This window comes from Cellulomonas sp. PSBB021 (genome assembly GCF_002240455.1).
Taxonomy (GTDB): Bacteria; Actinomycetota; Actinomycetes; order Actinomycetales; family Cellulomonadaceae; genus Cellulomonas; species Cellulomonas uda.
Window position 1 is genome coordinate 3,274,996 of record NZ_CP021430.1, and the last position, 26,913, is coordinate 3,301,908.

Genomic DNA, 26,913 nt, shown 5'->3' on the forward strand with positions numbered 1-26,913 from the left:
CCGCCGCCCACCTCCCGTGCACGCGATCTGCGACACCCGGCCCCGGGGCTGGGACCGTTCCCGGCCATGGCCCTAGAGTGCCTACCCGATGGACACCACCGGGAACCCGCGCCGACGGCCCACCATCCGCGACGTCGCGGCTGCGGCCGGGGTGTCGCGCGGGACGGTCTCGCGCGTCCTCAACGGCGGGCACTGGGTCTCCCAGGAGGCGCTCGAGGCGGTGCAGGAGGCGATCCGCACCACCGGCTACACCACCAACCAGCACGCGCGCAGCCTCGTGACCGGCCGGTCCAACTCGGTCGCGTTCCTGCTGACCGAGCCGCGCCACCTGCTGTTCGAGGACCCCAACTTCTCGATCCTGCTGCGCGGCGCCGCGACCGAGCTGGCCGCACGCGGCATGCCCCTGCTGCTCATGGTTGCGGGCACGCCCGACGAGCAGGAGCAGATGCTCGGGTATGTCGGCGCCGGCCACGTCGACGGCGTGCTGCTCATCTCGTCGCACGCCGGCTCGCCCGTGCTGCGCGAGCTCGTCGCCCTCCAGATCCCCACGATCGCGTGCGGCATCCCGCTCGGCTTCGAGCAGGACGTCGGGTACGTCGCGGCCGACGACCTGGGCGGTGCACGGGTCATCACCCGACACCTGATCGAGTCCGGACGCGAGCGCATCGCGATGATCACCGGCCCCATGGACACCCCGGGCGGTCGCCTGCGCCTCGACGGCTTCCGCCTCGAGCTCGGGGACCGGTACGACGAGACCCTGGTCGCGCACGGTGACTACCTGCGCCCGTCCGGGGTGAGCGCGATGCAGGAGCTGCTCGAGCGCCGGCCCGACCTCGACGCCGTGTTCGCCGCGAACGACGCCATGGCCGCGGGCGCGCTGCTCGCGCTCGCGGACGCGGGCCGGTCCGTGCCGGGCGACGTCGCCGTCGCCGGGTTCGACGACGCGGGCATCGCCGCCGCGACGAACCCGCCGCTGACCACGATGCGTCAGCCGTTCGAGCGGATCAGCGCCGAGATGGTGCGGCTGCTGCTCGAGGTCGTCGACGGCAAGACGCCCGCCGCGGTGACGCTGCCCGCGTCGCTCGTCGTGCGCGAGTCCACCTGACCCGCCGCGCTCAGTCCGCGAGCGCCGCCGAGACCACGTCCTTCGCCTCGGCCTGCACCTGCGCGAGGTGCTCGGCGGACACGAACGACTCGGCGTAGATCTTGTAGACGTCCTCCGTGCCCGAGGGGCGCGCGGCGAACCACGCGTCGTCGGTGACGACCTTGAGCCCGCCGATCGACGCCCCGTTGCCCGGTGCCTGCGTCAGCCGTGCGGTGATCGCGCCGCCCGCGAGCGTCGTCGCGGTCACCTGCTCGGGCGACAGAGCCGCGAGCCTGGCCTTCTCGTCGCGCGTCGCGACCGCGTCGATGCGCGCGTACCAGGACTCGCCGAGCTCGTCGACGAGCGCGCGGTGGTGCTCCGACGGCGACCGCCCGGTCGTCGCGAGGATCTCGGAGGCCAGCAGGCACGCGACCGGGCCGTCCTTGTCGGTGGTCCACACGGTGCCGTCGGTGCGCAGGAACGACGCCCCGGCGGACTCCTCGCCGCCGAACCCGACCGACCCGTCGATCAGCCCGGGCACGAACCACTTGAACCCCACGGGCACCTCGACCACGCGGCGCCCCAGCCGGGCGCCCACCCGGTCGACCAGCGACGACGAGACGAGCGTCTTGCCGATCGCCGCGTCCGGCGACCAGCCGGGGCGCGCGCCGCCGTACAGGTAGTCGATCATCACCGCGAGGTAGTGGTTCGGGTTCATCAGGCCGCCGTCGGGCGTGACGATGCCGTGCCGGTCGGAGTCCGCGTCGTTGCCCGTCGCGATGTCGTACGGAGCCGGCCCGTCGCCCGCGGTCATGCGGCTCACGAGCGAGGCCATCGCGTACGGCGACGAGCAGTCCATGCGGATCTTGCCGTCCCAGTCGAGCGTCATGAACGGCCAGCGCGGGTCCACGGTGGGGTTCACGACGGTCAGGTCCAGCCCGTACCGCTCCCCGATGACGCCCCAGTACTCCGCCATCGCGCCGCCCAGCGGGTCGGCGCCGATCCGCACGCCCGCCGTCCGGATCGCGTCCAGGTCGACCACGTTCGCCAGGTCGTCCACGTACGCCGTGAGGTAGTCGTGCCGCTTCACGAGCGGGGAGGTGACCGCGCGCTCGTAGGGGACGCGGGGGACGTTGCGCCAGCCGTCCGCGAGCAGCTGGTTGGCGCGCTCCGCGATCGGGCCGGTCGCCTCACCGCCCGCCGGGCCACCGTGCGGCGGGTTGTACTTGAAGCCGCCGTCCGCGGGCGGGTTGTGCGAGGGGGTCACGACGATGCCGTCGGCCAGCCCCGGGCCCTGCGTGCGCACCCCGGCGGCCGTGCCCGCGCCGTTGTGCCGCAGGATCGCGAGCGAGACCGCGGGCGTCGGCGTGAACGAGTCGCGCGCGTCGACGTGCACCTCGACGTCGTTCGCGACCAGCACCTCGATCGCGGTGCGCTGCGCCGGCTCCGACAGGCCGTGCGTGTCCCGGCCGATGAACAACGGCCCGTCCGTGCCCTGGCTGCGCCGGTACTCCACGATCGCCTGCGTGATCGCGACGATGTGCGCCTCGTTGAACGCGGTCCGCAGCGACGAGCCGCGGTGCCCGCTGGTGCCGAACACGACCTGCTGGTCCGGGTCGGTGGGGTCCGGCACGCGGTCGTAGTACGCGCCGACGAGCGCGTCGACGTCGATGAGGTCCTCGGGCAGAGCGGGGGTTCCGGCGCGGGGATGCATGCCCCCATCCAACCTCGCCGGCGCCCGGGTCCGCACCCCCTGAACCCCCCGCCCTACGTCACACGCCACCACCCCCGCCCCGTCGGACTCCACGTCCGCGCCCTCGTCGCACTCCACCTCCGCGCCCTCGTCGTACTCCACTTCCGCGACCCCGTGATTCCTCCGGCTCCGCCCCCGCATACCCGGAGCAACCACGACCTCGTCGGACTCCACGTCCGCGGCCTCGTCCGACTCCACCTCCGCGACCCCGTCGTTCCTCCGGCTACGCCCGCGCATACCCGGAGGAACCGCGGTCTCGTCGATCTCCACGTCCGCGGCCTCGTCGGAGTCCACGTCCGCGGCCTCGTTGGAGTCCACGTCCGCGACCCCGTGGTTGCTCCGGCTCCGGCTGCGCATACCCGGAACAAGCGCGGTCTCGTCGGACGCCATGGCCGCGACCCCGTGGTTGCTCCGGGTGCGGCTGCGTATACCCGGAGCAGCCGCGGTCTCGTCGGAGTTCACGTCTGCGGGCTCGGCGGGGTGCGCTTGCGCGAGCCCGTGGTTGCTCCGGCTCTGGGGGTGCATACCCGGAGCAGGTGCGGGGTCGGGGTGAGGGGCGGTGGGGTGGGGGTGGGCCGGTAGGCTCGCGGGCATGGCCAAGGGATCTGTGGAGTTCGTGCTGCGTCCGTTCGAGGGGCTCCCCGGTGAGCCCGACTGGGTGGCGCTCAAGGAGGTCGTCCCCGCGGCGACGGCCACGGCCCGCACCACCGCGGAGCACGGCGCCAAGGACGTCCTGGTCACGACGATCCTGCCGCAGGCCTGGCCCGCGCTGCACCGCTCCGACGGCGTCGTCCTGCTGGCGCTGCAGACCACGTCGAGCTCGGGCGACGCGAGCCGCGACCTCGCCGCCGCGCTGCTCGAGGCGCTCGACGTCGAGCCCGGCACCGCGATCGAGACGACCGGCCTGCCCGACGCCGGCCCGCGCCTGCAGGACGTGCTGGACCTGTCCGTCCCGTTCGAGGTCACGGTCCACGACTCGTTCTCCTACTGGCTCGCGCCGGACGTCGAGCGCACCGCGGACCTCGAGGCCGCGATCGAGGACGCCGACGCGGGCATCATCGACACCGCCAAGGTCGCCGCGGTCGAGTCGGCCTACTGGTGCCGGATGGGCGCCAAGGAGTTCCTGCGCTGGGCGCAGCCGCACGACGAGCAGACAGTCCTGGACGGCCTCGCCCGCCTGCACGCCAAGCGTGAGTCCGGCTTCGCCGGCGGCAAGTTCATCGGCTACTTCCGCTCGAGCGGGCTCGTCGTGCCGGTGTGGGAGCTCGCGCGCGGGACCGAGGCGGAGGAGCTCGAGGAGCCCGTCGCCGCGTTCGCCCCCGCCTTCGAGGCGGCCCTCGCGAGCACCGAGCCGCTCGACGCGAACGAGCGCCGCGCCCGCGCGGGCCTCGTCGCGCGCCAGGTCACGCTGCGCTGACCACACCTCACGTCCGCCCCGGCCCGGCCGTCTTCCTCGCAGGAGACCGCCGGGCCGCGGCGTGTCGGAGGCACGGGCCATGCTGGGCCGGGGGATGAGCGGGATGGGGAGCGGGATGGGGAGCGGGATGGGGACGAGACGGCACACGGTCGTGCCGAGCCCGATCGGACCGCTGTCCGTGGGGGTGGTGGACGACGACGAGGGCGCGGCGGTCACGCACGTGCGCATGACCCGGTCCGACGACCGCGCGTCCGACCCGTTCGCGGACCTCACGAGCACGCGCGTCGTGCCCGACGACCACCCGCTCCTGCGCGAGGCGGTCCGCCAGCTCGAGGCGTACCTCGCGGGCGGGCTGCGCGACTTCGACCTCCCGCTGCGCCCGCAGGGCTCGGCGTTCCAGCTGCGGGTGTGGGACGGGCTGCGGCGCATCCCGTACGGCACCACGACGACGTACGGCGCGCTCGCGGCCGCGGTCGGGCTCGACCCGCGCACGTCGTCGCGCGCGGTCGGCGCCGCGAACGGGGCCAACCGCCTCGCGATCGTCGTGCCGTGCCACCGGGTGGTCGGCGCGGACGGCACGCTCACCGGCTTCGCGGCGGGCGTGGACCGCAAGCGCGCGCTGCTGGACCTGGAGTCGGCCGCGGTCACGGCCACGTTGTTCTGAGGCGTGGCCGCACCGGTCTGACGTGCGGCGCGCGCGTCAGTAGGCTGGGCGCCGTGACGCCCCCCGCCCCGGCCGACCGCGCTGGCGACAAGCCCGCGACCGGCCCGACCGACACCCCCGAGCGCCTCGAGGCGGAGACCGCCAAGCCCCGTGCGCGGGGCAGCCGGGTCCGTCAGCGGGTCGCGGTGATCATCCCCGCCAAGGACGAGTCGCGCCGGATCGCGGCGACCGTCCGCTCGGCCAAGGCGATCCCGCACGTCGACCTCGTGCTCGTCGTCGACGACGGCTCGGAGGACAACACGCAGCACGTCGCGCGGGAGGCCGGTGCGGTCGTCGTGCGGCACTCGCACAACCGCGGCAAGGCCGCCGCGATGGAGACCGGTGCCGCGGTCGTCGCGATGCGGGACGCGCCGGACCGCCCCGCACGCGTCCTGCTGTTCATCGACGGCGACCTCGCGGAGACCGCGGTGAACACCGCGCCGCTCGTGCCGCCCGTCCTCGAGGGGCACACGGACCTGGCGATCGCGAACCTGCCGCCGCAGCCCGGAGCGGGCGGGCGCGGGATCGTCGTCGGCGCCGCACGCCGCGCGATCGCGTCCCTCACGGGCTGGACCCCGAACCAGCCGTTGTCAGGCATGCGCTGCCTCACGCGGGAGGCGTTCGAGGCCGCGACGCCGCTCGCGCACGGCTGGGGCGTGGAGACCGGAATGACGATCGACCTGCTGCGCCAGGGGTTCCGCGTGGTCGAGGTGCCGTGCGACCTGCGGCACCGCCCGTCGGGCGGCGACCTGCGCGGCCAGCTGCACCGCGCGGCGCAGTACCGCGACGTGCAGCTCGCGGTGAACGCGCGGCGCGTGCGGGCCGCGGCGGGTGCCGTGCGTCGCTCGGTGTCGGCCAAGCAGCCGCCGACGCACCGCTGACCGGGCACCGGCGGACCGCTCCCGGCGCGGGCCCCTACCCTGGTCCGGTGCCCGCGCTGACCCCTGACCGTGCACCCGCGCGTCGTCGGGCGCTGCCCGTGCGCGGGTTCGCGCTGGTCACCGCGCTGCTGCTCGGACTGCTCGTCGGTGGTGCGGGCCTCGTCGGCGGCGCCGCGCCGGCGCGCGCGGACGACCCCGCCGCACCTGTCGAGCCGGTCGCACCCGTCGAGCCGGTCGTGCTCGTCGGCGTCGGCGGGCTGCACTGGGACGACGTCGAGCGGTCGGGCACGCCCACGCTGTGGCGGATGGTCGACGAGGGTGCGGTCGGCTCGATCTCGGTGCACACCTCCTCGGCACAGATGTGCCGGCTCGGTGGCTGGTTGACCATCTCCGCCGGCCGCCGGGTCCCCCCGGTGCCCGGCGCCGACGCCACCCCCGCCGAGCAGGGCGAGGACGGCGCGGACGAGGCGATCGACGACTGCCCGCCCATGCCCGGCGTCAGCGCGAGCGACGCGGCGCCCGGCCCCGCGGTCGTCACCGGCTGGACCGACCTGGTCGACCCGCCGTCCGACGAGGTGCCCGCGGGCAGCTACGGCACGCCCGGGGCCGTCGCGACGCTCGTCGCCCCCACCGGCGAGTGCACCACCGCGGTCGGGCCGGGCGCGGCGCTCGCGCTCGCGGACGCCACGGGCCGGCTCGACCGGTACGCGCTGCGCCTCGGCGACGTGCCCGACGAGGCGCTCTCGTCGTGCGCGGTCACGGTGCTGGACGCGGGTGAGCTGCCCGCCGACCGCACCGCGCGGCGCGACGCGCTCGCGCTGCTCGACGACGACCTGCGCCGCGTCCTGGCGGTCGTCGACCCGGGCACGCGCGTCGTCGTCGCGGGGACGTCCGACGGCCCCACGGGCGAGACGGGCCTGCAGGCCGTGCTGCAGTGGCGCGCGGGCTCGTCGTCGCCCGGGTGGCTGACGTCGGAGTCGACCCGGCGCACCGGCATCGTGACCCTCACCGACCTGTCGGCCACGCTCGTGCAGGCGGCCGGCGCCGACCCGGCCGAGCTCGACGGCGCGCCCCTGCAGGTCACCGAGCGGCGCCCCAACGCGGACCGGACCGTCGAGAACCGCCGCTACCTGACCGAGATGACGACCATCGGCCCGCACCTCATGCCGCTGCTGCTCACGGTCGTGGGCGTGGCCGCGGCGCTCGCGGTGGGCGCCGTCGCGCTCCTGCGCCGCCGGGGTCGCCGCCCGACGCCCGCGCTGCGGCGCGTGACGCTCGCGGTCCTGCTGCTCGGGGTGTGCACGCCCGTGGGCGCGCAGCTCGCGGCGCTGTCGCGGTGGTGGGACTCGCCCGCGCCGCTGTTCGCCGCCGCCGGGTGGTGGGGCGTCGCGACCGTCGGTGCGGCGCTCGTCGTGTGGGCCGTGGCGCGGGTGCTGCCGCCGAGCCGGTGGCGGCTCGCGACCGCGGCGGCCGGGGTGACGTGGGTCGTCGTGACCGTCGACGGGCTGACCGGGACCGTCCTGCAGCAGGGCTCGGTGCTCGGCATCTCGACGCTCGGGGCGCGGTACTACGGCTTCGGCAACACGACGTTCGGCGTGTACGCCGCGGCGTCCCTGGTACTCGCGGCGGGCGTCGCCGCGTACGCGGTGGAGCGCGGGCGGCGCAACGTCGGGGTGCTCGCCGCCGCGGCGGTCGGCGCGGTGTCGGTGGTCGTCGACGGGTGGCCCGCGTTCGGTGCGGACTTCGGCGGGGTGCTCGCGCTCGTGCCGGCGTTCGCGGTGCTCGTCGTCGCGGTCGGCGGCGGGACGTTCGGCGCGCGGCGCGCGTTCGCGTACGTGGCCGCGGCGATCGGCGTCGTCGTGCTCGTGTCGGTCGTGGACTGGGCTCGGCCCGGCCGCGCGTCGCACCTGGGGCAGTTCGTGCAGCGGGTCCTCGACGGCGACGCGGTCGGCGTGGTCGCGGGCAAGGCCGCCGGCGCGTGGGCGACCGTGACCTCACCGGTCGGGTTCGTCGCCGCGCTCGCGTGCGTCGCGGTGTGCGTGGTGCTCGTCGGACCGGAGCGCCGGCGGCCCGCGGCGCTGCGCCGCCTGTACGCCACGTGGCCCGGGCTGAGCCGGCCGCTGCTCGCGGTCGTCGTCGTCGCGGTCCTCGGCAGCCTCCTCAACGACTCGGGCGTCGTGGTCGCGTCCACCGTGCTCGCGCTGTCGGGCGGCCTGCTGCTCGCGTCGCTCGTGCAGCACCGGTGGGCGCACCTGCCCGCCGAGCCCGCGCCCGTGCGAGCGCCGCTGCACCGGATGCCCGCGGTGCTCGTCGCGACCGGCGGCGGCCTGCTCGCGGCGCTGCTGCTCGCCACCGTCGTCGTGCCGCTGCCCGCGGCGGTCGCGGGCGACGTGGCCGCGGGGGCGGGGCCGTCCGCGACGCCCGACGACGCGCCCGTCGTCGTCGTCGGGACCACCGGGGTCGACTGGTCCGACGTCGACCGGTCCACCACGCCCACGCTGTGGGGGCTGCTGCGCGACGGCGCGCCCGCGGGCGGCGTGACCTCGGGGGCGTCGGGGCGCAACGCGTGGTGCGAGTCCGGCGGGTGGCTCGCGCTGTCGTCCGGCCGTGCACCCGCCGCCGGGACGACGCAGCACGGCACGTGGTCGTGCGCGTCGTGGGGCGTGACGCCCGCGGACGGATCCGCGACCGTGCAGCACTGGGACGAGCTCGTCGCGCTGCAGTCCCGCTCGGAGTTCCGGCCGCGGCTCGGGGCGCTCGGCGCCGGGCTCGCGACGGTCGGCACGTGCGCGACCGCCGTCGGGCCGGGCGCGGCCCTCGCGCTCGCCGAGCCGGACGGGTCCGTCGCGCGCTACCGCACGGTCGACGAGGCGCTCGCGGACCCCGCCGACGCGTTCGCGTGCCCGACGACGCTCGTCGACGCGGGCTCCTCGGCCGTCGACCCGGTGCTCCTCGACGTGCTGGGCGAGGACGCGGCGACCGACGCGCTGCGGCAGGTCGACCGTGACGTCGCACGCGTGCTGCGCGCGGTGCCCGACGACGCGACCGTGCTCGTCCTGAGCACCGGGCCGGGGCAGCGTGCCCTGCCCGCGCTGGGCGTCGGCATCGGGGACCCGGGCACGGGCTCGGGGTACCTCGGGTCGGCGTCGACGCGCTGGGTGGGTGTGTTCCGGCTGCTGGACGTGCCCGTCGCGCTGCTGTCCCACGCGGGCGCGCGGGTGTCCGACGACTTCGCGGGGTCGCCCGTGCGCGTGGGCGAGGACCGCCCCGCGGCGGTCGCGACGACCGTGCGCCAGCTCGCCGACCTCACGACGCGCGACCAGGCGCTGCGCGGCACCTCGACCCCCGTGACCTCGCCGCCCCTGGTCGTCGCGCTGCTCGTCGTGGCCGCCGCGGCGGTGCTGGGCCCCCGCCTCGCGCGGCGCCGGCCCGCGCTCGCGGAGCGGCTGCGCCGCGCCGCCGACGCGCTCCTGCTCGTGCTCGCGGCCCTGCCCGTCGGGCTGTTCCTCATGACGACGACCTCGTGGTGGCGCTACGCCGACCCCGACCGCACGATGTGGCTCGCGTGCGGGGCGGCGACCGCGGTGGTCGCCGGCGTCGCGGCGCTCGTCCCGCGCCGGCCGCTGACCGCGGGCCCGGGCGTCGTCGCGGGCGTCACGTTCGCCGTGCTCACCCTGGACGCCGTGCTCGGCACGCCGCTGCACCGCGGCAGCCCGCAGGGGCCGGCCGTGACGCTCGGCGGCCGGTTCTACGGGTTCGGCAACCCCACGTACTCGTTCTACGTGGTCGCCGCGCTCGTCACGGCGGCCGTCTGCGGGTACGCGCTCGTGCGGCGCGGGCGGCGCCTGCTCGGCACTCTCGTGGCGGCGGCCGTGTGCGGCGTCGCGCTCGTCGTCGACCTGTGGCCCGCGCTGGGCGCGGACGTCGGCGGCGGGCTCGTGCTCGTCCCCGCGGGGCTCGTCGTCGTGCTCGGCGTCGCGGGTGTGCGGGTCACGTGGGTGCGGCTGCTCCTCGCGGGGGCCGCGGGCGTGCTCGTCGTCGGCGGCATCGCGGTGCTCGACTGGCTGCGTCCCGAGGCCGAGCGCACGCACCTGGGGGTGTTCGTGCAGCGCGTCGTGGACGGCTCCGCGTGGGAGACGGTCGCGCGCAAGCTCGGGTACGCGGCCGCGACCGTCACGAGCGGGTGGCTGACGGTGCTCACGCTCCTGGTGGTCGTGCTCGCGGTCGTCGTCCTGTGGCCGCGCAGCCGCGTGCGCGTCCCCGCGTGGGACCTGCTCGAGCGCCGGTGGCCGCCCGTGCGGCCGGTCGTCGTCGGCCTGCTCGTCGCGGGCGTCGCGGGCGGGCTCGTCAACGACTACGGGGTGCGCATCGTGACGGTCATGCTCGTCGCCGCGGTGCCGTTGCTCGGGACGCTCGGCCTGCGTGCGGTACGCGACGACTACCCTGCGAGCGACGACCCGACCCGACGACCGGACGGCGACGATGTCCCAGCCTGAGCTCCTGCGCTACGCCTACCTCGGCCCCGACGGGACGTTCACCGAGGACGCGCTGCGCCAGGTCGTCCCGCCCGACGAGGGCGTCTACCTGCCGCAGCACGACGTGGCGTCCGCGATCGACGCGGTGCGCGAGGGCCGGGCCGACCGTGCGGTCGTCGCGATCGAGTCGACCGTCGAGGGCGGCGTCACCGCGACGCTCGACCGGCTCGCGGCCGGCGACCCGCTGGTGATCCTGCGCGAGATGCTCGTGCCGGTGCAGTTCACGCTCGTCGCGGCGCCCGGTGTCGAGCTGTCCGACGTGCGCCGGATCTCCGCCCACCCGCACGCGTGGGTGCAGTGCCGCCGCTGGCTCGCCCGCTTCCTGCCCCACGTGGTGCACGTGCCCGCGACGTCGAACACCGCGCCCGCCGCGCTCATCTCGGACGCGCTGCGCACGCCCGACGCGCCGGACCTCGGGTTCGACGCGGCTCTCGTGCCGCCGCGCGCGGTCGCCACGTACGGGCTGCAGCCGCTCGCGCAGGACATCGCCGACAACGCCGACGCCGCCACGCGGTTCGTGCTCATCGGGCCGCCCGGTGACGTGCCGCCGCCCTCGGGCGCGGACAAGACGACGCTCGTCGTCCACCTGCCCGACAACGAGGCGGGTGCGCTGCTGGCCATGCTCGAGCAGTTCGCGACGCGCGGCGTGAACCTCTCGCGCATCGAGTCGCGGCCGATCGGCGACTCGCTCGGTCGCTACTCGTTCTCGATCGACGCCGAGGGGCACGTCACCGACGAGCGTGTGGGTGAGGCGCTCATGGGTCTGCACCGGCGCTGCCCGTACGTGCGGTTCCTCGGTTCGTACCCGCGCGCGGACGCCGTGCGGCCCACGGTGCACATCGGGACGAGCGACGCGGACTTCCGCTCGGCGCGCGAGTGGCTCGCGCGGGTGCGCGGCGGCGCGACGACCTGACGCTCAGACCGCCAGCCCGCGGCGCACGGCCTCGCTCGTCAGCCCCTGCCCGAGGTCGGTGACGAGCCCGCGCACGGACTCCCGCACGACCTGCGGCTCGCGCGTGCGCAGGGCGGCGACGAACGCGTCGGTCCGCTCGCGCAGCACGTCCGTGCCCGGGTAGCCGGGCAGCAGGCCGAGCAGCCGGTCGAGGTGCGGGCGCATCGAGTGGACCGTGCGGGACAGCACGCGGTTGCCCGCGCGGTCGAGCAGCACGTCGAGCGCGGCGTCCAGCTCGACCGCCCGCTCGATGCCCTCGCCCTGCTCGTGCGCGACCAGCACCTGCTCGACGTGCGCCTCGACGAGCGCCAGGTCCGCGGCCGCCAGCCGGTCCGCTGCCCGGCCCGCCGCCTGCGCGGACAGGGTCGCGACCACGTCGAGGACGTCCCGCAGGTGGTCCGGGTCGAGGGGCGCGACGCGCGAGCCGCGGTTCGGCTGGTAGGTCAGCAGGTCCTGGTCGCCGAGCCGGCGCATCGCGTCGCGCACGGGTGTGCGGGACACGGACAGCCACGCACCGATCTCCTCCTCGCGCACCACCTCACCGGGCGCGAGCTCACCGCTCACGACGACCCCCATGAGCCGCTCGTACACGATGTCGGCGAGCAGCAGCCGGCCGGACTCGACGGCCGCGGTCTGCGTGGGGATGGGCACGGTGGCTCCGCTCGTCGCGAGGGTGTGGGCATGTCCACCGTATGCACGTCCACGCGCGTCGGGCAGGACCCTCGTCCCGGCCGGGGGGCGTACGTCAGTGCGCGACCACGCGCACGACGAGCGCCCCGGGGTCGACGCGCGCCGACACCTCCGACACGCGCCCGACGACCTCGCCGTCGACCTGCGCGTACTCCGCGCCGGACACGGCCACGCGCACCACGCGCGCCCGCGTGTGGTCGATGCGTCCGATGCCGCGCGGCATGCCCCGGACCCCCACGCCCTGCAGCACCACCTCGCCGAACAGCTGCGCCCAGCCCGCCACGCCGCCGCGCGTGTCGATCGCCGCGATGTCGAGCCACCCGTCGTCGAGCACGGCCTCGGGCAGCAGCGTGATGCCACCCGGGAGGCGGCCGCAGTTGCCGACCAGGAGGCTGCGCAGCCGCGCGGTCGTCGCGGGCCGGTCGTCGATGCGCACGTGCACGCGCGTGCGGCGCCCGTGCAGGTGCTTGATGCCCGCGAGGAAGTACGCGATCCACCCGACGCGCGCCTTGAGGTCGTCGTCGGCGTCCGCGACCATCGCCGCGTCGAACCCGAGCCCGGCGATCACGAGGAACAGGTGCTCGTCGCCGTCCGCCGCCCGCACCGGGTCGTCGTCGGTGTCCCGCGCGGTGGCCTCCACGCGCAGCCAGCCGACGTCGATGGTGCGGTCGCGCCCGGTGACCACGGCCTCGAGCGCGGACAGCGGGCTGCCGATCGGGATGTCGAGGTTGCGGGCCAGCAGGTTCCCGGTGCCGAGCGGCAGGAGCCCCATGGGCATCCCCGTCCCGACGAGCGCGGCCGCGACCCCGCGCACCGTCCCGTCCCCGCCGACCGCGACCACGACGTCCGCGCCGCGCTCGAGCGCCTCGCGGGCCTGCCCCGTCCCGGGGTCCTCGACGGTGGTCTCCAGCCACAGCGGTGTGGGCAGGCCCTGCTCCGCCGCGGCGCTCTCGATGGCCTCGCGCAGCGCGGGCACGTCGGGCTTCGTGGGGTTGGCGACGAACGCGAGCTGCTGTCCGCGGGCGCGGACCTGCCGGGTGAGCGCCCGGGCCCGCGGGCTCGTCGCCGTCTCCTCCGCGTCGAGGCGGCGCAGCAGGTCCCGCTGCCGCAGCGCGACGACCGCGGCGACGACGAGGGCGGCGACCGCGAGCACTCCGGCGGCGAGCGCGGTCCACGCCTCCCATCTCACCCCCGCAAACTACCGAGCCGCGGCCCCCCGGGCGCGCGGAATACCCGCGGCCAGCTGCGTCTCACCCTCCCGCCCCCCGACGGGGCCGCGCGCCCGAGCGCCGCCGACCCCGTCATCGCTCCGGCTCAGCCGTCTCATACCCGGAGCAACCGCGGGGTGGTGGGGAGACGTGCTGCCGAGGCCGTGGTTGCTCCGGGTCGGCCGGCTCATACCCGGAGCGATGACGGGGTCGGCGACAGGGGGGTGCGGTTCAGCGGGAGGGACGAGGGTCGGTAGCCTTCGAGGGTGATCGATCTCAAGCTCCTGCGTGACGACCCCGAGACCGTGCGTGCCAGCCAGCGCGTCCGCGGGGACGACCCCGGCCTCGTCGACGAGGTCCTGGACGCGGACGCGCGCCGCCGGTCCGCGCTCACGGAGTTCGAGTCGCTGCGCGCCGAGCAGAAGGCGCACGGCAAGAAGGTCGCGCAGGCGCAGGGGGAGCAGAAGCAGGCGCTGCTCGCGCACGCCAAGAAGGTCGCGGACCGCGTCAAGGAACTGCAGGCCGAGGCGGACGCGGCGCAGGCGCGCGCCGACGAGCTCACGCGGCGGATCGGCAACGTCGTCGAGGAGGGCGTCCCCGCCGGCGGCGAGGACGACTTCGTCGTGCTCGAGCACGTGGGCACACCGCGCGACTTCGGCGCCGAGTACGGCGCGGACTTCGTCGTGAAGGACCACCTGGAGCTCGGCGAGGGGCTGCGCGCGATCGACACCGAGCGCGGCGCCAAGGTCTCGGGTGCGCGGTTCTACTACCTCACCGGGATCGGCGCGCGCCTCGAGCTCGCGCTGCTCAACGCCGCGGTCGACAAGGCCGTCGGCCTGGGCTTCACGCCGGTCATCACCCCGACCCTGGTGAAGCCCGAGATCATGGCGGGCACCGGGTTCCTCGGTGCGCACGCCGACGAGGTGTACCGCCTCGAGGCCGACGACCTGTACCTCGTCGGGACGAGCGAGGTCGCGCTCGCGGGCTACCACTCGGGCGAGATCCTGGACCTGTCGGACGGACCGCGGCGGTACGCCGGCTGGAGCGCGTGCTACCGGCGCGAGGCCGGCTCGTACGGCAAGGACACGCGCGGGATCATCCGCGTGCACCAGTTCCACAAGGTCGAGGCGTTCTCGTACACCACGGTCGAGGACGCGCAGGCCGAGCACCGCCGCATCCTGGGCTGGGAGAAGGAGATGCTCGAGCTCGCGGAGCTGCCGTTCCGCGTGATCGACACGGCCGCGGGCGACCTCGGGTCGAGCGCGGCCCGCAAGTTCGACTGCGAGGCGTGGCTCCCGAGCCAGCAGCGCTACCTCGAGCTCACCTCGACGTCGAACTGCACCACGTTCCAGGCGCGCCGCCTGGGCGTGCGCGAGCGCACCGCGGACGGCCAGGTCCGGCCCGTGGCGACGCTCAACGGCACGCTCGCCACGACGCGCTGGATCGTCGCAATCCTGGAGAACCACCAGCAGGCCGACGGCTCGGTGCACGTGCCGGCCGGTCTGCGGCCGTACCTGGGCGGCCTCGAGGTCCTGGAGCCACGATGACACGCACCCGGCTGGTCGCCCTCGACGTCGACGGCACGCTCATGTCCTACGACGGCGTGATCTCGCCGCAGGTGCGTGACGCGGTCGGCGAGCTCGCGGGGGCCGGCCTGCACGTGGTGCTCGCGACGGGGCGCGGTGTGCACTCGGCCGCCCCCGTGGCGCGCGAGCTCGGCCTCTCGGAGGGCTGGCTCGTGTGCTCCAACGGCGCGGTCACGGCACGGCTGGACGGCGACGAGCCCGGCGGGTTCGCGATCGTCGACACCGTGACGTTCGACCCCGGCCCGGCGGTGCGCGCGATCGCCATGGAGCTGCCGGACGCGCTGTACGCGGTCGAGAACCTGGGCGTCGGCTTCCGGGTCTCGGGGCCGTTCCCCGAGGGCGAGCTGAGCGGCGAGATGGAGGTCGTGACGTTCGACGAGCTCGTCGCGACCCCGGCGACGCGCGTCGTGATCCGCGCGGTCGGCGCGAGCCCCGAGGAGTTCCACGAGATCGTCGAGCGCGTGGGCCTGCACGAGGTGGAGTACGCGGTCGGCTGGAGCGCGTGGCTGGACCTGACGCCCGGGGGCGTGTCGAAGGCGAGCGCGCTCGAGTCGGTGCGGCGGCGGCTCGGCGTCGAGCCGTTCGCGACGCTCGCGATCGGCGACGGCGGCAACGACGTCACGATGCTGCAGTGGGCGGCGCGGGGCGTCGCGATGGGGCACGCGCGTCCCGCGGTGCTGGCGGCGGCCGACGAGGTGACCGGCGCCATCGAGGACGACGGTGCGCTGCCGGTCCTGCGCTCGCTGCTCGTCTGACGTCTGCGCGGCTGACCTGCGCGTCTGGCCCGGAACCGGGCCCGGGGGTGCGTGACCGGTCGGTGACTCGTGCCCGCAACGGATCGTGACTCGATCGTGACCGGTTTGTGCGTCTTTTGGGTTGCGGGTCGTTTCAGCAACGACTTGCATCGAGGGATGGCACACGCGGTCGCGAGCGGCCGCGTCGTGCGCCATGACGACACGGAGGTCTCATGAACGGGATGCGCAAGCGTCGGTACACCACGATCGCGGCGTCAGCCGCGGCCCTCGCCCTCGTCCTGACGGCATGCTCGTCGGACGACGGAGGTGACGGCGGCACGGACGGCACGGGGGCGCCCACGGCCGACTGTGCCGACTTCGAGCAGTACGGCGACCTGAGCGGCAAGACGATCACGATCTACGCGGGCATCGTCACGCCCGAGGACCAGCCCTACGTCGACTCGTTCAAGCCGTTCGAGGACTGCACGGGCGCGAAGGTCGACTACCAGGCCGACAAGCAGTTCGAGCAGCAGATCCTGGTCCGCGCGCAGGCGGGCAACCCGCCGGACATCGCGATCATCCCGCAGCCCGGTCTGCTCGCCCAGCTCGTCGCGACGGGCACGGTCGTCGAGGCGCCCGAGGGCGTCGCCGCGAACGTCGACGAGTTCTGGGGCGAGGACTGGAAGGCCCTCGGCACCGTCGACGGCACGTTCTACGCCGCGCCGTCGGGTGCGAGCGTGAAGTCGCTCGTCTGGTACTCCCCGCAGGAGTTCGAGGCCAACGGCTGGGAGGTCCCCACCACGCTCGACGAGCTCAAGACCCTCTCCGACACGATCGCCGCCGACTCCGGCCACAAGCCGTGGTGCGCGGGCATCGCGTCCGACGCCGCGACCGGCTGGCCCGTGACGGACTGGATGGAGGACTTCGTCCTGCGCGAGGGTGGCGCCGACGTCTACGACCAGTGGGTCAGCCACGAGATCGCGTTCAACTCCGAGGTCCCGACGAAGGCGCTCGACGCGGTCGGCGAGTACCTCAAGAACCCCGACTACGTGAACGGCGGCTTCGGCGACGTCTCCTCGATCGCGACGACCGCGTTCCAGGACGGCGGCCTGCCGATCCTCGAGGGCCAGTGCTCGTTGCACCGCATGGCGAGCTTCTACGCCGCGAACTTCCCCCAGGGCACCGACATCTCGGAGAACGGCCAGATCTTCGCGTTCTACCTGCCGGGCAAGACCGCAGAGGACAAGCCGGTGCTCGGCGCCGGTGAGTTCGTCACCGCGTTCTCGGACCGTCCCGAGGTCCAGGCGCTCCAGGAGTTCTGGAGCTCCGACACCTGGGCGAACCTCAAGGCGCAGGCGAGCGTCGACCTGACCAACGGTGGCTGGATCACCGCGAACAAGGGCCTCGACCCGTCGATCCTCACCAACCCGATCGACAAGCTCTCGGCCGACATCCTCCTCGACGAGAACGCGGTGTTCCGCTTCGACGGCTCGGACATGATGCCCGCCGCCGTCGGGTCGAACGCGTTCTGGAAGGAGGCGACCAGCTGGATCACCGGGCAGTCGACCAAGGACACGCTGGACAAGATCGAGGCGGCCTGGCCGGCCTCCTGACGTGACGTCGGTGCCCCGGGGGTGGACCGCCCCCGGGGCACCGACGCGCACGCGCACGCGTCCCCCTCGTCCGCTGCCCCGGGAGGTGCCATGGAAGTCACCGACAAGCTGGTGACGATGGTGCTCGCGCTCGTCGCGTTCGCCGCCGTCATCGGCCTCATCCTGCTCGTCGTCCACCTGCTCGAACGTCGCGGCGCCCGGCACGTCGCCTGGTGGTTCGTCGGGCCGACCGTCCTGCTCATCGCCGTCGGGCTCGTGTACCCGGCGCTGCGCACGCTGTGGCGCTCGTTCTACGACGCCGCGGGCACGAGCTTCATCGGGCTCGGGAACTACACCGACATCTTCACGTCGGGCGAGCAGCTCGTCGTGCTGCGCAACACCGTGCTCTGGGTGCTCGTCACCCCGTTCGTCGCGACCGTCGTCGGGCTGATCTACGCGATCCTCGTCGACGGCGCGCGCGGCGAGGCCGCCGCCAAGGCGCTGATCTTCCTGCCGATGGCGATCTCGTTCGTCGGCGCGTCGATCATCTGGCGGTTCATGTACGAGTACCGGTTCTACGACCCGTCGGTCGAGAACAACCCGAACCAGATCGGCCTCATCAACCAGGTCATCGTCTGGTTGGGCGGCTCACCGCAGAACTTCCTGCTCAACAGCCCGTGGAACAACCTGTTCCTCATCGTCGTGATGATCTGGATCCAGGCGGGCTTCGCCATGACGATCCTGTCCGCCGCGATCAAGGCGATCCCCACCGAGATCACCGAGGCCGCGCGGCTCGACGGCGTCTCCTCGTTCGAGATGTTCCGGTTCGTGACCGTGCCGAGCATCCGGCCCACGCTGATCGTCGTCCTGACCACCATCGCCATCGGGTGTCTCAAGGTCTTCGACATCGTCCGGACCATGACCGCCGGGCGGTTCGGCACCAGCGTGGTCGCCAACGAGTTCTACACGCAGAGCTTCAGCGCCGGGAACCAGGGGCTCGGCGCCGCGCTGGCGGTCCTGCTGTTCGTCCTCGTCGTCCCGATCATCGCCTACAACGTGCGCCAGCTGCGGAAGGCGGACCACCGATGAGCGCCGTCCAGACCGACACCGCGACCGTCGGCCCGCCGACCGGAGGCCGGCCGAGGGAGTCCACCGCGGCGGCCGCGCGCCGGCGCCTGTCGCGCCCGTGGGCGTCGCTGTTCGCGGTCGTGCTCGCCGTGCTGTGGACCATCCCGACGTTCGGTCTGCTCGTCACGTCGTTCCGACCCGCGGCCGACATCAACAAGTCCGGGTGGTGGACCTCGTTCTTCGACCCGAGCTACACGCTCGAGAACTACCGGACGGTGCTGTCCACCGACAGCGCGCAGTCCCTCGCGCCGTCGATCATGAACTCGATCGTCATCACGATCCCCGCGGTCGTGCTGCCGGTGTTCCTCGCGACGCTCGCGGCGTACGCGTTCGCGTGGATGAGCTTCCGCGGGCGCAACGTCCTGTTCATCGCGGTGTTCGCGCTGCAGGTCGTGCCGATCCAGGTCACGCTCATCCCCCTGCTGAGCCTGTACGTGGACATCGGCGTCTCCGGCACGTTCTGGGCCGTGTGGCTGTCGCACACCATGTTCGGGCTGCCGCTCGCGGTCTTCCTGCTGCACAACTTCATGCAGGAGATCCCGGGCGAGCTCATCGAGGCCGCGCGCGTCGACGGGGCCGGGCACGTGACGATCTTCTTCCGCCTCATGCTGCCGATGCTCAAGCCCGCGATCGCGGCCCTCGGCATCTACCAGTTCCTGTGGGTGTGGAACGACCTGCTCGTCGCGCTCACGTTCACGGGGTCGTCGCGCGACCTCGCACCCATGACCGTCGCCCTGCTCAACCTCACCGGGACGCGCGGGTCGCAGTGGTTCCTGCTCTCGGCCGGGGCGTTCGTGTCGATCATCATCCCCGCGATCGTGTTCCTGTCCCTGCAGCGGTACTTCGTGCGCGGCCTGCTGGCCGGGTCCGTGAAGGGCTGAGGGCACCCGGCGCGCACGACGGTCCCGGCGACGGGGCGGGCTAGCCTGACGGCGTGCCCGCCCCGTTGCTGTTCGTGGCCTCGGCCATCGCGCAGTACGTCGGGGCAGCGGTCGCGGTCGAGCTGTTCGGCCGCATGCCGCCCGCGTCCGTCGCGTGGCTGCGCGTCGGCGTCGCCGCGCTCGTGCTGCTCGCCTGGACGCGACCGTGGCGCACCCGGCCGCTGTGGACGTGGCCCGCGCTGCGTACCGCCGCGCTGTTCGGCGTCGTCCTCGCCGTCATGAACGCCGCGTTCTACGTCGCGATCGACACCCTGCCGCTCGGGACCGCGGTCGCGCTCGAGTTCGCCGGGCCTGTCGCCGTCGCCGCCGTGACCGGGCGCGGCTGGCGCGAACGCACCGCGATGGTCGTCGCCGCCGCGGGAGTCGTCCTGCTCGCCGGCGTCAGCCTGCACCTCGGCGACGACGCCGTGCGTGGGCTCGTCGCGATCGGCGTCGCCGCCACCTGCTGGGCCCTGTACATCCTGCTCGGGCGGCGGGTCGCCGCCGCGCCAACCGGAGGGCTCACCGGGCTCGGCGTCGCGATGGCCGCCGGCGGGCTGGCGCTCGCACCCCTGCTCGCACCCGGGGCAGGACCCGTCCTGACCGACCTGCGCCTCGCCGCGCTCGTGCTCGTCGTCGCCGTGTTCTCCTCGGTCGTCCCGTACGGCATCGAGCAGGTCGTCCTGCGGCGCGTGAGCGCCGCGACGTTCGCGGTGCTGCTCGCGCTGCTCCCCGCGACCGCGGCCGTCGTCGGCGCCGTCATGCTCGGGCAGGTGCCCCACGGCCTCGAGCTGCTCGGCCTCGTGCTCGTGTCCGGCGCGATCGCCCTCACCGCGCGCGAGAGCGACGCCGCCGAGGAGGCGCCGCCGCCCGCGTAGGCGGCACGACGACTACAGGTACTGGCCCGTGCCGTGCTCGTCGGGGCCCATCGCCCCACGCGCGCCCGGCGCGGGGACCGCACCCGGCGGCAGGGCGCGGCGCATCTGCTGCAGCTGCGCCTGCGTCGCCATCTGCTGCGCGACCAGCGCCGTCTGGATCCCGTGGAACAGGCCCTCGAGCCACCCGACGAGCTGCGCCTGCGCGATGCGCAGCTCCGCGTCCGACGGCGTCTCGTCCTGCGAGAACGGCAGCGTGATGCGGTGCAGCTCCTCGATCAGCTCGGGGGACAGGCCCTCCTCGAGCTCGTGCAACGAGCGCTCGTGCACCTCCGCGAGGCGCGCCCGCGCCGCATCGTCGAGCGGGGCGCTACGGACCTCGTCGAGCAGCTGCTTGACCATCGTGCCGATCCGCATGACCTTCGCGGGCTGCGCGACCATGCCGCGCACGTCCTCGTCGTCGGCCTCGTCCGCGTCCGCCGCCTCGTCCGGGCGGTCGGGTACGGTCTCGTCCCCGCCCGCTTCGGGCAACGGGACGACGACGACGCGCGGGTCGCGGGCAGCGGGGCGGGGCTCGTCGGTCACCGGAGCATTCTCACCGAAGGACCGGCCGCGGGCCAGGCGCGGCCGGCCTCACGCGCCACCGGTCGGCGCGGGCTCGTCGACGGTCAGGACGAGCTTGCCGAACACCTCGCCGCTCGCGAGCAGCTCGTGCGCGCGCCCCGCCTCGTCCAGACCGAGCGTCGCATGGACCACGGGACGCAGGCGCCCGTCGACGACGAACGGCCACACGTGCTCGCGGACCTCGGCCATGATCCGCGCCTTGTCGCGCGCGTCGCGCGAGCGCAGCGTCGTCCCGATCACCCGGGCCCGCCGCTCCATGAGCGCACCCAGGTCCAGCGTCCCGCGCCGACCCTTCTGCAACCCGATCACGACGAGCCGGCCGCCGTGGGCCAGCACCCGCACGTTGTCCTCGAGCGCCGCGGCGCCGACGACGTCGAGCACGACGTCCACGCCGCGGCCGTCGGTCGCCGCGAGCACCTGGTCCGCCAGGTCGTCGGCGCGGTGGTCGAGCGCGACGTCCGCCCCCAGCTCCGCGACGCGCGCGACGCGCGCCGGGCCGCCCGCGGTCGCGAGCACCCGCAGCCCCAGGAGCCGGCCGAGCCGCACCGCGACCGACCCGACCCCACCCGAGCCACCGCGCACCAGCAGCGTCTCGCCCGGAGCCGCGTTGGCCTCGCGCAGGTTCGACCACACGGTCGCGAGCGCCTCCGGCAGCGCCGCCGCGGCCACCGACGTCAGGTCCCGCGGCACCGGGAGCGCGAGCGCCGCGGGCACGACGACGCGCTCCGCGTACCCCCCGCCGGCGAGCAGCACCGCGACGCGGTCGCCCACGGCGGGCGTGGGCTCGTCGGGACCCAGGGCCGCGCCCGCGCGTGCCGCGAGGACCGCGCGCACCACGCCGGCGGCCTCCAGCCCCGGCCACGGCGGTGCACCCGCGGGCGGCGGGTACACGCCCTGGCGCTGCAGGAGGTCGGCCCGGTTCACCCCGGCGGCCTCGACGTCGACGAGCAGCCGCGTCACCTCGTCGGGACCGGGGTCCGGCTCGGGCACGTCACGGACCCGCAGGACCTCGGGTCCGCCGGGCTCGGTGATGACGACGGCGCGCACCCGGGCACCCTAACGGGGGTCGCCGACACGTCGGGTCCGGACGCGGGGCGTCCGTTCGATACCACATTGCGTCCCCGGCCGGTGGCACCTCGTCCGGGTTCGTCGTATCCCTCCGGGTGAGGTCCATGGCAAACTCTGCCGCGGGCTAATGGTCGATCGTCCAACGGCCGATAATCGGGCACGGGTCATCCGGCGGCGTGCCCACGCCGACGGGTCCCCCGCGTCGGGCTAGGAAGGGAACGAGATGCTGCGACGACTTGGCATCAGAGCCAAGGTGCTGGCCGTACTTGCCGTCCCCATGCTCGTGCTCGTCCTGCTCGGCGTCTACATCACCGCGAGCGCGTTCGACGACCTCGAGGAAGCGCGCGCCACGCAGAGCGTCACCAACACGCTCCGCGCGTACCAGCCCCTCGGCCAGGCCATCGACAACGAGTACATCGTGTCGATGACGTCCGGCGACGCCGAGGCGATCGCCGCGGCGCAGGCCGCGACCGACCAGGCGCTCGCCGAGGTGCGGGAGATCACGAAGGACCTGCCGCTCGAGCGGTTCCCCGACGCGCTCGTCCAGCAGTTCCAGTCCGTCCAGGCGGACTACGAGACCACGCTGCCCGCCGCGCGGCTCGCGGTCGAGCGCGGTGGTGTGTCCTCCGTGGTCCGGGCGAACTTCCAGACGATCGAGAACGGCCAGCTCGAGCTGGTCGCCCAGCTCGGTGAGGTATTCCCCAACCGTGACGTCGCCGCGTCGGTCACCGCGTACCGGCAGCTGTCGCAGACGTCGACCGACCTCGTCGGCGAGCTGATCCAGGGGTCGTCGCTCCTCGGCGGCGTCATCAGCCCCGCCCTCGGCGCGGTCTACCAGGAGAAGGTCGACCAGGTCGAGTCCAGCCGTACCCAGGCCGCCGTCGCGCTCAACCGCATGTCCGGCGTGGACCTGACGCTGCCCACCGGCCAGCCCTCGTCGGCGTTCATCGCCCAGCGTGCGCTGCTCGCCTCGGGTGACCAGGACGCCGTCGCCCAGGTCGACCCCGCCGCGTACGCGGGCGAGGTCGAGACGCAGACGACGCAGCTCGTCGAGCTCGCCGGCACGGCCATCGACCACGCGCGCTCGCTCGCGAACGCCGACGTGGACGCCGCACTGCAGCGGTTCTACGTCACCATCGCCGCGACCCTGCTCGCCGCCGTCCTGTCCTTCCTGCTCGCCCTCATCGTGTCCCGGTCGATCGTCAACCCGCTGCGGCGACTGACCTCGGCCGCGTCCGACGTCCGTGAGCGCCTCCCACGGATCGTCGAGCAGGTGGCCACCCCCGGCGAGCAGCCGGACGTGCAGCTCGACCCGATCCCCGTGAACTCGCGCGACGAGGTCGGCCGGCTGGCCCAGGCGTTCAACTCGATGAACGCGACCACCGTGCGCGTCGCGCAGGAGCAGGCCGCCCTGCGTGGCTCCATCGCCGAGATGTTCGTCAACGTCGCCCGCCGCGACCAGGTCCTCCTCAACCGCCAGCTGTCGTTCATCGACTCGCTGGAGCGCAGTGAGGAAGACCCGAACACCCTCGCGAACCTGTTCCGCCTCGACCACCTCGCGACCCGGATGCGTCGTAACGCGGAGTCCCTCCTCGTGCTCGCGGGCATCGACTCGGGCCGTCGCCTGCGCGACGCCATGCCGCTGTCCGACGTGATCCGCACCGCGTCCTCCGAGATCGAGCAGTACGACCGCATCGAGCTCGACCTGCAGGTCGACCCGCACATGCTCGGCTTCAACGCGCTGCCCGCCGCGCACATGCTCGCCGAGCTCCTCGAGAACGCGACCGTGTTCTCCGAGCCGGAGACGCCCGTCACGGTCACCACCGGCGTGTCCGGGCAGTTCGTCGCCGTCCGCATCCGCGACCACGGCCTCGGCATGACCGAGGAGGAGATCGAGGCCGCGAACGCCAAGATCATCTCGTCCGGCGCCGGTGACGCGCTCGGCGCCCAGCGCCTGGGCCTGTTCGTGGTGGGCCGCATCGCCCAGAAGCTCGGTGCCGCGGTCCGCCTGTCGAAGGCCGAGGGCGGCACGGGTACCGACACGACCGTGCTGCTGCCCGCATCGCTGTTCGCGACGACCGAGATGTCCTCCTACGGTGCGCCCGGCTCCGTCGCGGAGACGGTCCAGCACGACGCCGCCGCGGCGCCCGAGGTCGCCCCCGTCGACCTCGCCGCGCTCACCGACGGCGAGACCTCGCTCGGCCTGCCGCGTCGCCGCCGCGGCGACGGCAGCGAGCCGACGGCCGACTCCGCGCCCATCCCCGTCCCGCAGCTCGGCGGCTCCGGCCTCCCGACCCGCGGCGGCGGTGAGCTGCCCGCACGCCCGCGCAAGACGTTCGACGAGAACGCGATCGTCCTGCCCGAGACCGCCGTCCCGGCCCTGTCGCCCGACCTGTCCGCCGCGGCCCCCGACTGGGCGCCCGCGGTCCAGCAGGCCACGTCCGGCTCGGGTCTGCCCAGCCGTGCCGCGCGGTCCTCCGCCCCCGCCGCGGCCCCGACACCCGCGCCGGCCGCCGAGCCCGTCGCGCCGCGCGAGGAAACGCCGAGCATCCCCTCGCCCGCAGCCCGTGCCGGCCTGTTCTCCGGGTTCCGCACGCGCAACGCGATCGTCGAGGGTGGCGACGGCGGCGTGAGCGACCAGGTCCGCGCGCCGTGGATGTCGCTCGGCGCGCACGGCCTGCAGCAGCCCGCCGCGCCCGAGGTCCCCGCGCTCGTCGAGGACGACGACGAGCCGTGGACGCCCGACGCCGCGCAGCCCGTCACCGAGGTGCCCGGCCTGGTCCCCGACGACGAGCCCGAGCCCGCGCACGCCGAGGCGGCCGCGCCCGCGGACGTCGAGCAGCCGTGGGCCCCGACGTTCGCGTCCGACGAGGACCGGCCGTCCGAGCCCGAGGCCGCGGCGTACGCGCCCGCGTCGTTCGAGCCGGCACCGTCGTTCGAGCCTGCGTCGTTCGAGCCTGCGCCGTCGTTCGAGCCTGCGCCGTCGTTCGAGCCGGTCGCGTACGAGTCGGCGTCGTTCGAGTCGGCGTCGCACGAGTCGGCGCCGTACGAGTCGTCCTTCGAGAGCCCGGCGGAGCCGAGCTCGCCCGAGCCTGCCGCGTACGAGCCCGCCGCGTACGAGCCCGCGTCGTTCGAGCCGACCGCTGACGAGCCGGCCGCGTACGAGCCCGCGTCGTTCGACGCGGCGCCCGCCGAGGCCGCCGACGAGCCCGAGGCCGCCGACGAGCCCGAGGTCGCCGCCCCGGCGTCCTTCGAGCCGGCGTCGTTCGAGCCCGCGTCGTTCGAGCCCGCCGCGTACGAGCCCCCGTCGTTCGAGCCCGCCGCGAACGAGCCGCTCTCCTACGAGCAGCCCGTCGAGGCCGACGAGCAGGTCGCCGAGCAGGTCTCGGAGCCTGCGGCGTACGAGCCGACGAGCTACGAGGCCGCCACCGACGCGCCGTCGTTCGAGCCGTCCTACGAGCAGCCGGCCTACGAGCAGCCGTCCTACGAGCAGCCCTCGTACGAGCAGCCGTCGCACGAGGAGCCCTCGTACGAGCCGGCCGCGTACCAGCCCGCCTCGTACGACGGCGCGTCGCACACGCTCGCGTCGCGGGGCGAGCAGGAGTCCGCTCCCGCCGCGCACGCGCAGCCGCAGGCCGAGCCCTGGTCCGACACCCCGGCGGCGCAGTCCGCGCCTGAGGAGCCGGCACCGGCACCGCGCGTGTCGTTCACGTCGTACAGCGGCTACGCCGGCTGGTCCGGCGCGCGCCGCCGTGCGGCCGCTGCCGAGCCGTTCGACTTCGAGCGCACGCTCGACGAGGCCCGCGCCTGGCACACGGGCGCGCAGCCTGTCGTCGCCGAGGCCGCGCCCGAGGCGGAGCAGCCGTACGCGCCGGTCGCCGAGCAGGCGTACGAGCCCGCCGCCGAGCAGGCGTACGAGCCCGTCGTCGCGCAGGCCGAGCCCGAGTCGTACGAGGCGGAGCAGACGCACGCCGAGGCCGAGGCCGAGGCCGTCGAGCCGGTCGCGGAGGAGCCCGCGTGGCAGCCTGCCTGGCAGGCGCCGTCGTGGGAGTCCGTCACCGGCGCCGTCCCGGTCGTCGAGGAGCCCGCGGCGCAGGCCGTGCCGGCGCTCGAGCCCGAGCCGGCCGTCGAGGCCTCGTCGTTCGAGGTGCCGTCGCTGGTCGCGGACGAGCCCGCCGAGACGCAGGCCGCCCCCGAGGGCGAGCAGGTCTGGGCCGAGACGACGCCCGCGTGGGGTGCACCCGCCTGGCCGTCGCTCGCGGAGTCGGACGCCCCGGCCGAGGTCGCGCCGGCGTACGCCCCCGCCCCGGCGGAGCAGCCGTACGCGCAGCAGCCCGCGCCCGTGGAGCCGGTCGCCCCGGCCGTCCCGCAGCCCGTCGCGGAGCAGCCTGCCGCGCCGGCGTGGGGTGCCCCCGCCGGGTTCGGCGTCCAGGGGATCGGCGAGGCCGAGCACCAGCCCGCGGAGGAGAAGGGCTCGCGCAAGCGCTGGGGCCTGTTCGGCCGCCGCAAGGGCGACACGGGCCCGACCGAGGTCGCGTCGGCCGCCGCGCCGTCCCCGGTCGCCGCTCCGTCCGTCGACTGGTCGGCGCCCGCGTCGGTCCAGCCCGAGGTCCCGGCCCGGGTCGAGCCCGCGGCCTGGTCCGCGCCCGAGCCGCCGGCCCCGGCCGCCGCGGTGCCGGCCGCCGTGCCCGCGTCGTCGGGCTCGTGGGCTCCGCCGGAGTGGGCCGCCACCAGCCGGCCCGCCGCGTCGGCAGCGCCCGCGGTGGACGTGCCGCACCCGGTCGTGCCGCCGTCGGTCGCCCCGCGCATCGGGACGCTCGACGACAACGTGGCCGCGATGCTCGCGCTGCGCTCCGACATCCAGGAGCAGGCGCTGTCCGAGCTGAGCCAGCTCTCGGCGTACCGTCCGAGCGTCGCCCGCTCGGGCGAGCAGCTCACCAAGCGTGTGCCGACGGCCGTCCCGGCCACGGCTCCCGAGACCTCCGAGTCGACCGCCCCGGTCCAGCGCGACGCGAACGAGCTGCGCAGCCGGCTGTCGAGCTTCCAGTCCGGGACGTCGCGCGGCCGCCAGGCCGCCGGCTCCGGCGAGTCGCCGAGGAGCACGTCGTGACCCCGGCCGTCGTTCCTACCATCGCCCCCGTCGTGGGGACGTTCGATCCCGCA

The 26,913-nt window shown here is 74.8% G+C and carries 18 protein-coding genes; 13 read left to right on the plus strand and 5 right to left on the minus strand.

The annotated features are described in order from the left end of the window. Positions 1-88: 88 nt before the first annotated feature. A complete protein-coding gene (locus tag CBP52_RS15050; RefSeq protein ID WP_094181642.1) occupies positions 89-1,105 on the plus strand; it encodes a LacI family DNA-binding transcriptional regulator in 1,017 nt (338 codons plus the stop codon). 10 nt (positions 1,106-1,115) lie between these two features. Here the strand turns inward: CBP52_RS15050 and pgm are convergent, their stop codons facing one another. After that, positions 1,116-2,798, minus strand: coding sequence for a phosphoglucomutase (alpha-D-glucose-1,6-bisphosphate-dependent) (gene pgm / locus CBP52_RS15055; protein ID WP_094182428.1), 1,683 nt, complete (start codon positions 2,796-2,798; stop codon positions 1,116-1,118). A 631-nt stretch (positions 2,799-3,429) separates the two neighbouring features. Between pgm and CBP52_RS15060 the strand changes: the two genes are divergently transcribed. From CBP52_RS15060 to pheA, 5 genes are all read left to right on the plus strand, one after another. Further along, positions 3,430-4,254: a DUF5926 family protein gene (locus CBP52_RS15060; protein ID WP_094181643.1), complete on the plus strand. Its 825-nt coding sequence runs from the start codon at positions 3,430-3,432 to the stop codon at positions 4,252-4,254. A 127-nt stretch (positions 4,255-4,381) separates the two neighbouring features. After that, entirely contained in the window at positions 4,382-4,918 is a 537-nt protein-coding gene (locus CBP52_RS15065; RefSeq protein WP_232514528.1) for a methylated-DNA--[protein]-cysteine S-methyltransferase, read from the plus strand. A 53-nt stretch (positions 4,919-4,971) separates the two neighbouring features. Further along, positions 4,972-5,838: a glycosyltransferase family 2 protein gene (locus CBP52_RS15070; RefSeq protein WP_369826236.1), complete on the plus strand. Its 867-nt coding sequence runs from the start codon at positions 4,972-4,974 to the stop codon at positions 5,836-5,838. A gap of 47 nt (positions 5,839-5,885) precedes the next feature. Further along, the gene (locus tag CBP52_RS15075) at positions 5,886-10,334 is read left to right on the plus strand and encodes a hypothetical protein (protein WP_232514529.1); all 4,449 of its coding nucleotides are present in this window, start codon (positions 5,886-5,888) and stop codon (positions 10,332-10,334) included. Continuing rightward, positions 10,321-11,286, plus strand: a complete 966-nt coding sequence (gene pheA / locus CBP52_RS15080; RefSeq protein WP_094182431.1) for a prephenate dehydratase — start codon at positions 10,321-10,323, stop codon at positions 11,284-11,286. The genes CBP52_RS15075 and pheA overlap by 14 nt, the downstream gene beginning before the upstream one ends. A gap of 3 nt (positions 11,287-11,289) precedes the next feature. On the opposite strand, the gene CBP52_RS15085 is transcribed toward pheA, so the two are convergent. After that, on the minus strand, positions 11,290-11,976 hold the full coding sequence (locus CBP52_RS15085) for a GntR family transcriptional regulator (protein ID WP_094181644.1): 687 nt from the start codon (positions 11,974-11,976) through the stop codon (positions 11,290-11,292). Between the two features lie 94 nt (positions 11,977-12,070). Continuing rightward, entirely contained in the window at positions 12,071-13,204 is a 1,134-nt protein-coding gene (locus tag CBP52_RS15090; protein ID WP_094181645.1) for a diacylglycerol kinase family protein, read from the minus strand. Positions 13,205-13,489: 285 nt separating this feature from the next. Here CBP52_RS15090 and serS point away from each other — a divergent pair, with 285 nt between their 5' ends. The 6 genes from serS to CBP52_RS15120 all read left to right on the plus strand — a co-directional run bounded on the left by serS (position 13,490) and on the right by CBP52_RS15120 (position 20,061). Then, positions 13,490-14,770: a serine--tRNA ligase gene (serS, locus tag CBP52_RS15095; protein WP_094181646.1), complete on the plus strand. Its 1,281-nt coding sequence runs from the start codon at positions 13,490-13,492 to the stop codon at positions 14,768-14,770. After that, positions 14,767-15,564, plus strand: a complete 798-nt coding sequence (locus CBP52_RS15100; RefSeq protein ID WP_094181647.1) for an HAD family hydrolase — start codon at positions 14,767-14,769, stop codon at positions 15,562-15,564. Before serS ends, CBP52_RS15100 begins: the two co-directional genes overlap by 4 nt. A gap of 212 nt (positions 15,565-15,776) precedes the next feature. Beyond that, positions 15,777-17,156: an ABC transporter substrate-binding protein gene (locus CBP52_RS15105; RefSeq protein WP_094181648.1), complete on the plus strand. Its 1,380-nt coding sequence runs from the start codon at positions 15,777-15,779 to the stop codon at positions 17,154-17,156. A 90-nt stretch (positions 17,157-17,246) separates the two neighbouring features. After that, a complete protein-coding gene (locus CBP52_RS15110; RefSeq protein ID WP_094181649.1) occupies positions 17,247-18,224 on the plus strand; it encodes a carbohydrate ABC transporter permease in 978 nt (325 codons plus the stop codon). Beyond that, positions 18,221-19,144, plus strand: coding sequence for a carbohydrate ABC transporter permease (locus CBP52_RS15115; RefSeq protein WP_094181650.1), 924 nt, complete (start codon positions 18,221-18,223; stop codon positions 19,142-19,144). Before CBP52_RS15110 ends, CBP52_RS15115 begins: the two co-directional genes overlap by 4 nt. A gap of 53 nt (positions 19,145-19,197) precedes the next feature. After that, positions 19,198-20,061, plus strand: coding sequence for a DMT family transporter (locus CBP52_RS15120; RefSeq protein ID WP_094181651.1), 864 nt, complete (start codon positions 19,198-19,200; stop codon positions 20,059-20,061). 12 nt (positions 20,062-20,073) lie between these two features. On the opposite strand, the gene CBP52_RS15125 is transcribed toward CBP52_RS15120, so the two are convergent. After that, the gene (locus CBP52_RS15125) at positions 20,074-20,643 is read right to left on the minus strand and encodes a bacterial proteasome activator family protein (RefSeq protein ID WP_280525818.1); all 570 of its coding nucleotides are present in this window, start codon (positions 20,641-20,643) and stop codon (positions 20,074-20,076) included. A gap of 48 nt (positions 20,644-20,691) precedes the next feature. Next, entirely contained in the window at positions 20,692-21,729 is a 1,038-nt protein-coding gene (locus tag CBP52_RS15130; protein WP_094181653.1) for a zinc-binding dehydrogenase, read from the minus strand. 244 nt (positions 21,730-21,973) lie between these two features. Between CBP52_RS15130 and CBP52_RS15135 the strand changes: the two genes are divergently transcribed. After that, positions 21,974-26,860, plus strand: a complete 4,887-nt coding sequence (locus CBP52_RS15135; RefSeq protein ID WP_157732667.1) for an ATP-binding protein — start codon at positions 21,974-21,976, stop codon at positions 26,858-26,860. Positions 26,861-26,913: the final 53 nt, after the last annotated feature.

What these genes read in the sequence shown, in the direction of transcription:
- CBP52_RS15050 (WP_094181642.1), top strand. Translation starts at nt 89, where the DNA reads ATGGACACCACCGGGAACCCGCGCCGACGGCCCACCATCCGCGACGTC.
- pgm (WP_094182428.1), bottom strand. Translation starts at nt 2,798, where the DNA reads ATGCATCCCCGCGCCGGAACCCCCGCTCTGCCCGAGGACCTCATCGAC.
- CBP52_RS15060 (WP_094181643.1), top strand. Translation starts at nt 3,430, where the DNA reads ATGGCCAAGGGATCTGTGGAGTTCGTGCTGCGTCCGTTCGAGGGGCTC.
- CBP52_RS15065 (WP_232514528.1), top strand. Translation starts at nt 4,382, where the DNA reads ATGGGGACGAGACGGCACACGGTCGTGCCGAGCCCGATCGGACCGCTG.
- pheA (WP_094182431.1), top strand. Translation starts at nt 10,321, where the DNA reads ATGTCCCAGCCTGAGCTCCTGCGCTACGCCTACCTCGGCCCCGACGGG.
- CBP52_RS15100 (WP_094181647.1), top strand. Translation starts at nt 14,767, where the DNA reads ATGACACGCACCCGGCTGGTCGCCCTCGACGTCGACGGCACGCTCATG.
- CBP52_RS15105 (WP_094181648.1), top strand. Translation starts at nt 15,777, where the DNA reads ATGAACGGGATGCGCAAGCGTCGGTACACCACGATCGCGGCGTCAGCC.
- CBP52_RS15110 (WP_094181649.1), top strand. Translation starts at nt 17,247, where the DNA reads ATGGAAGTCACCGACAAGCTGGTGACGATGGTGCTCGCGCTCGTCGCG.
- CBP52_RS15115 (WP_094181650.1), top strand. Translation starts at nt 18,221, where the DNA reads ATGAGCGCCGTCCAGACCGACACCGCGACCGTCGGCCCGCCGACCGGA.
- CBP52_RS15135 (WP_157732667.1), top strand. Translation starts at nt 21,974, where the DNA reads ATGCTGCGACGACTTGGCATCAGAGCCAAGGTGCTGGCCGTACTTGCC.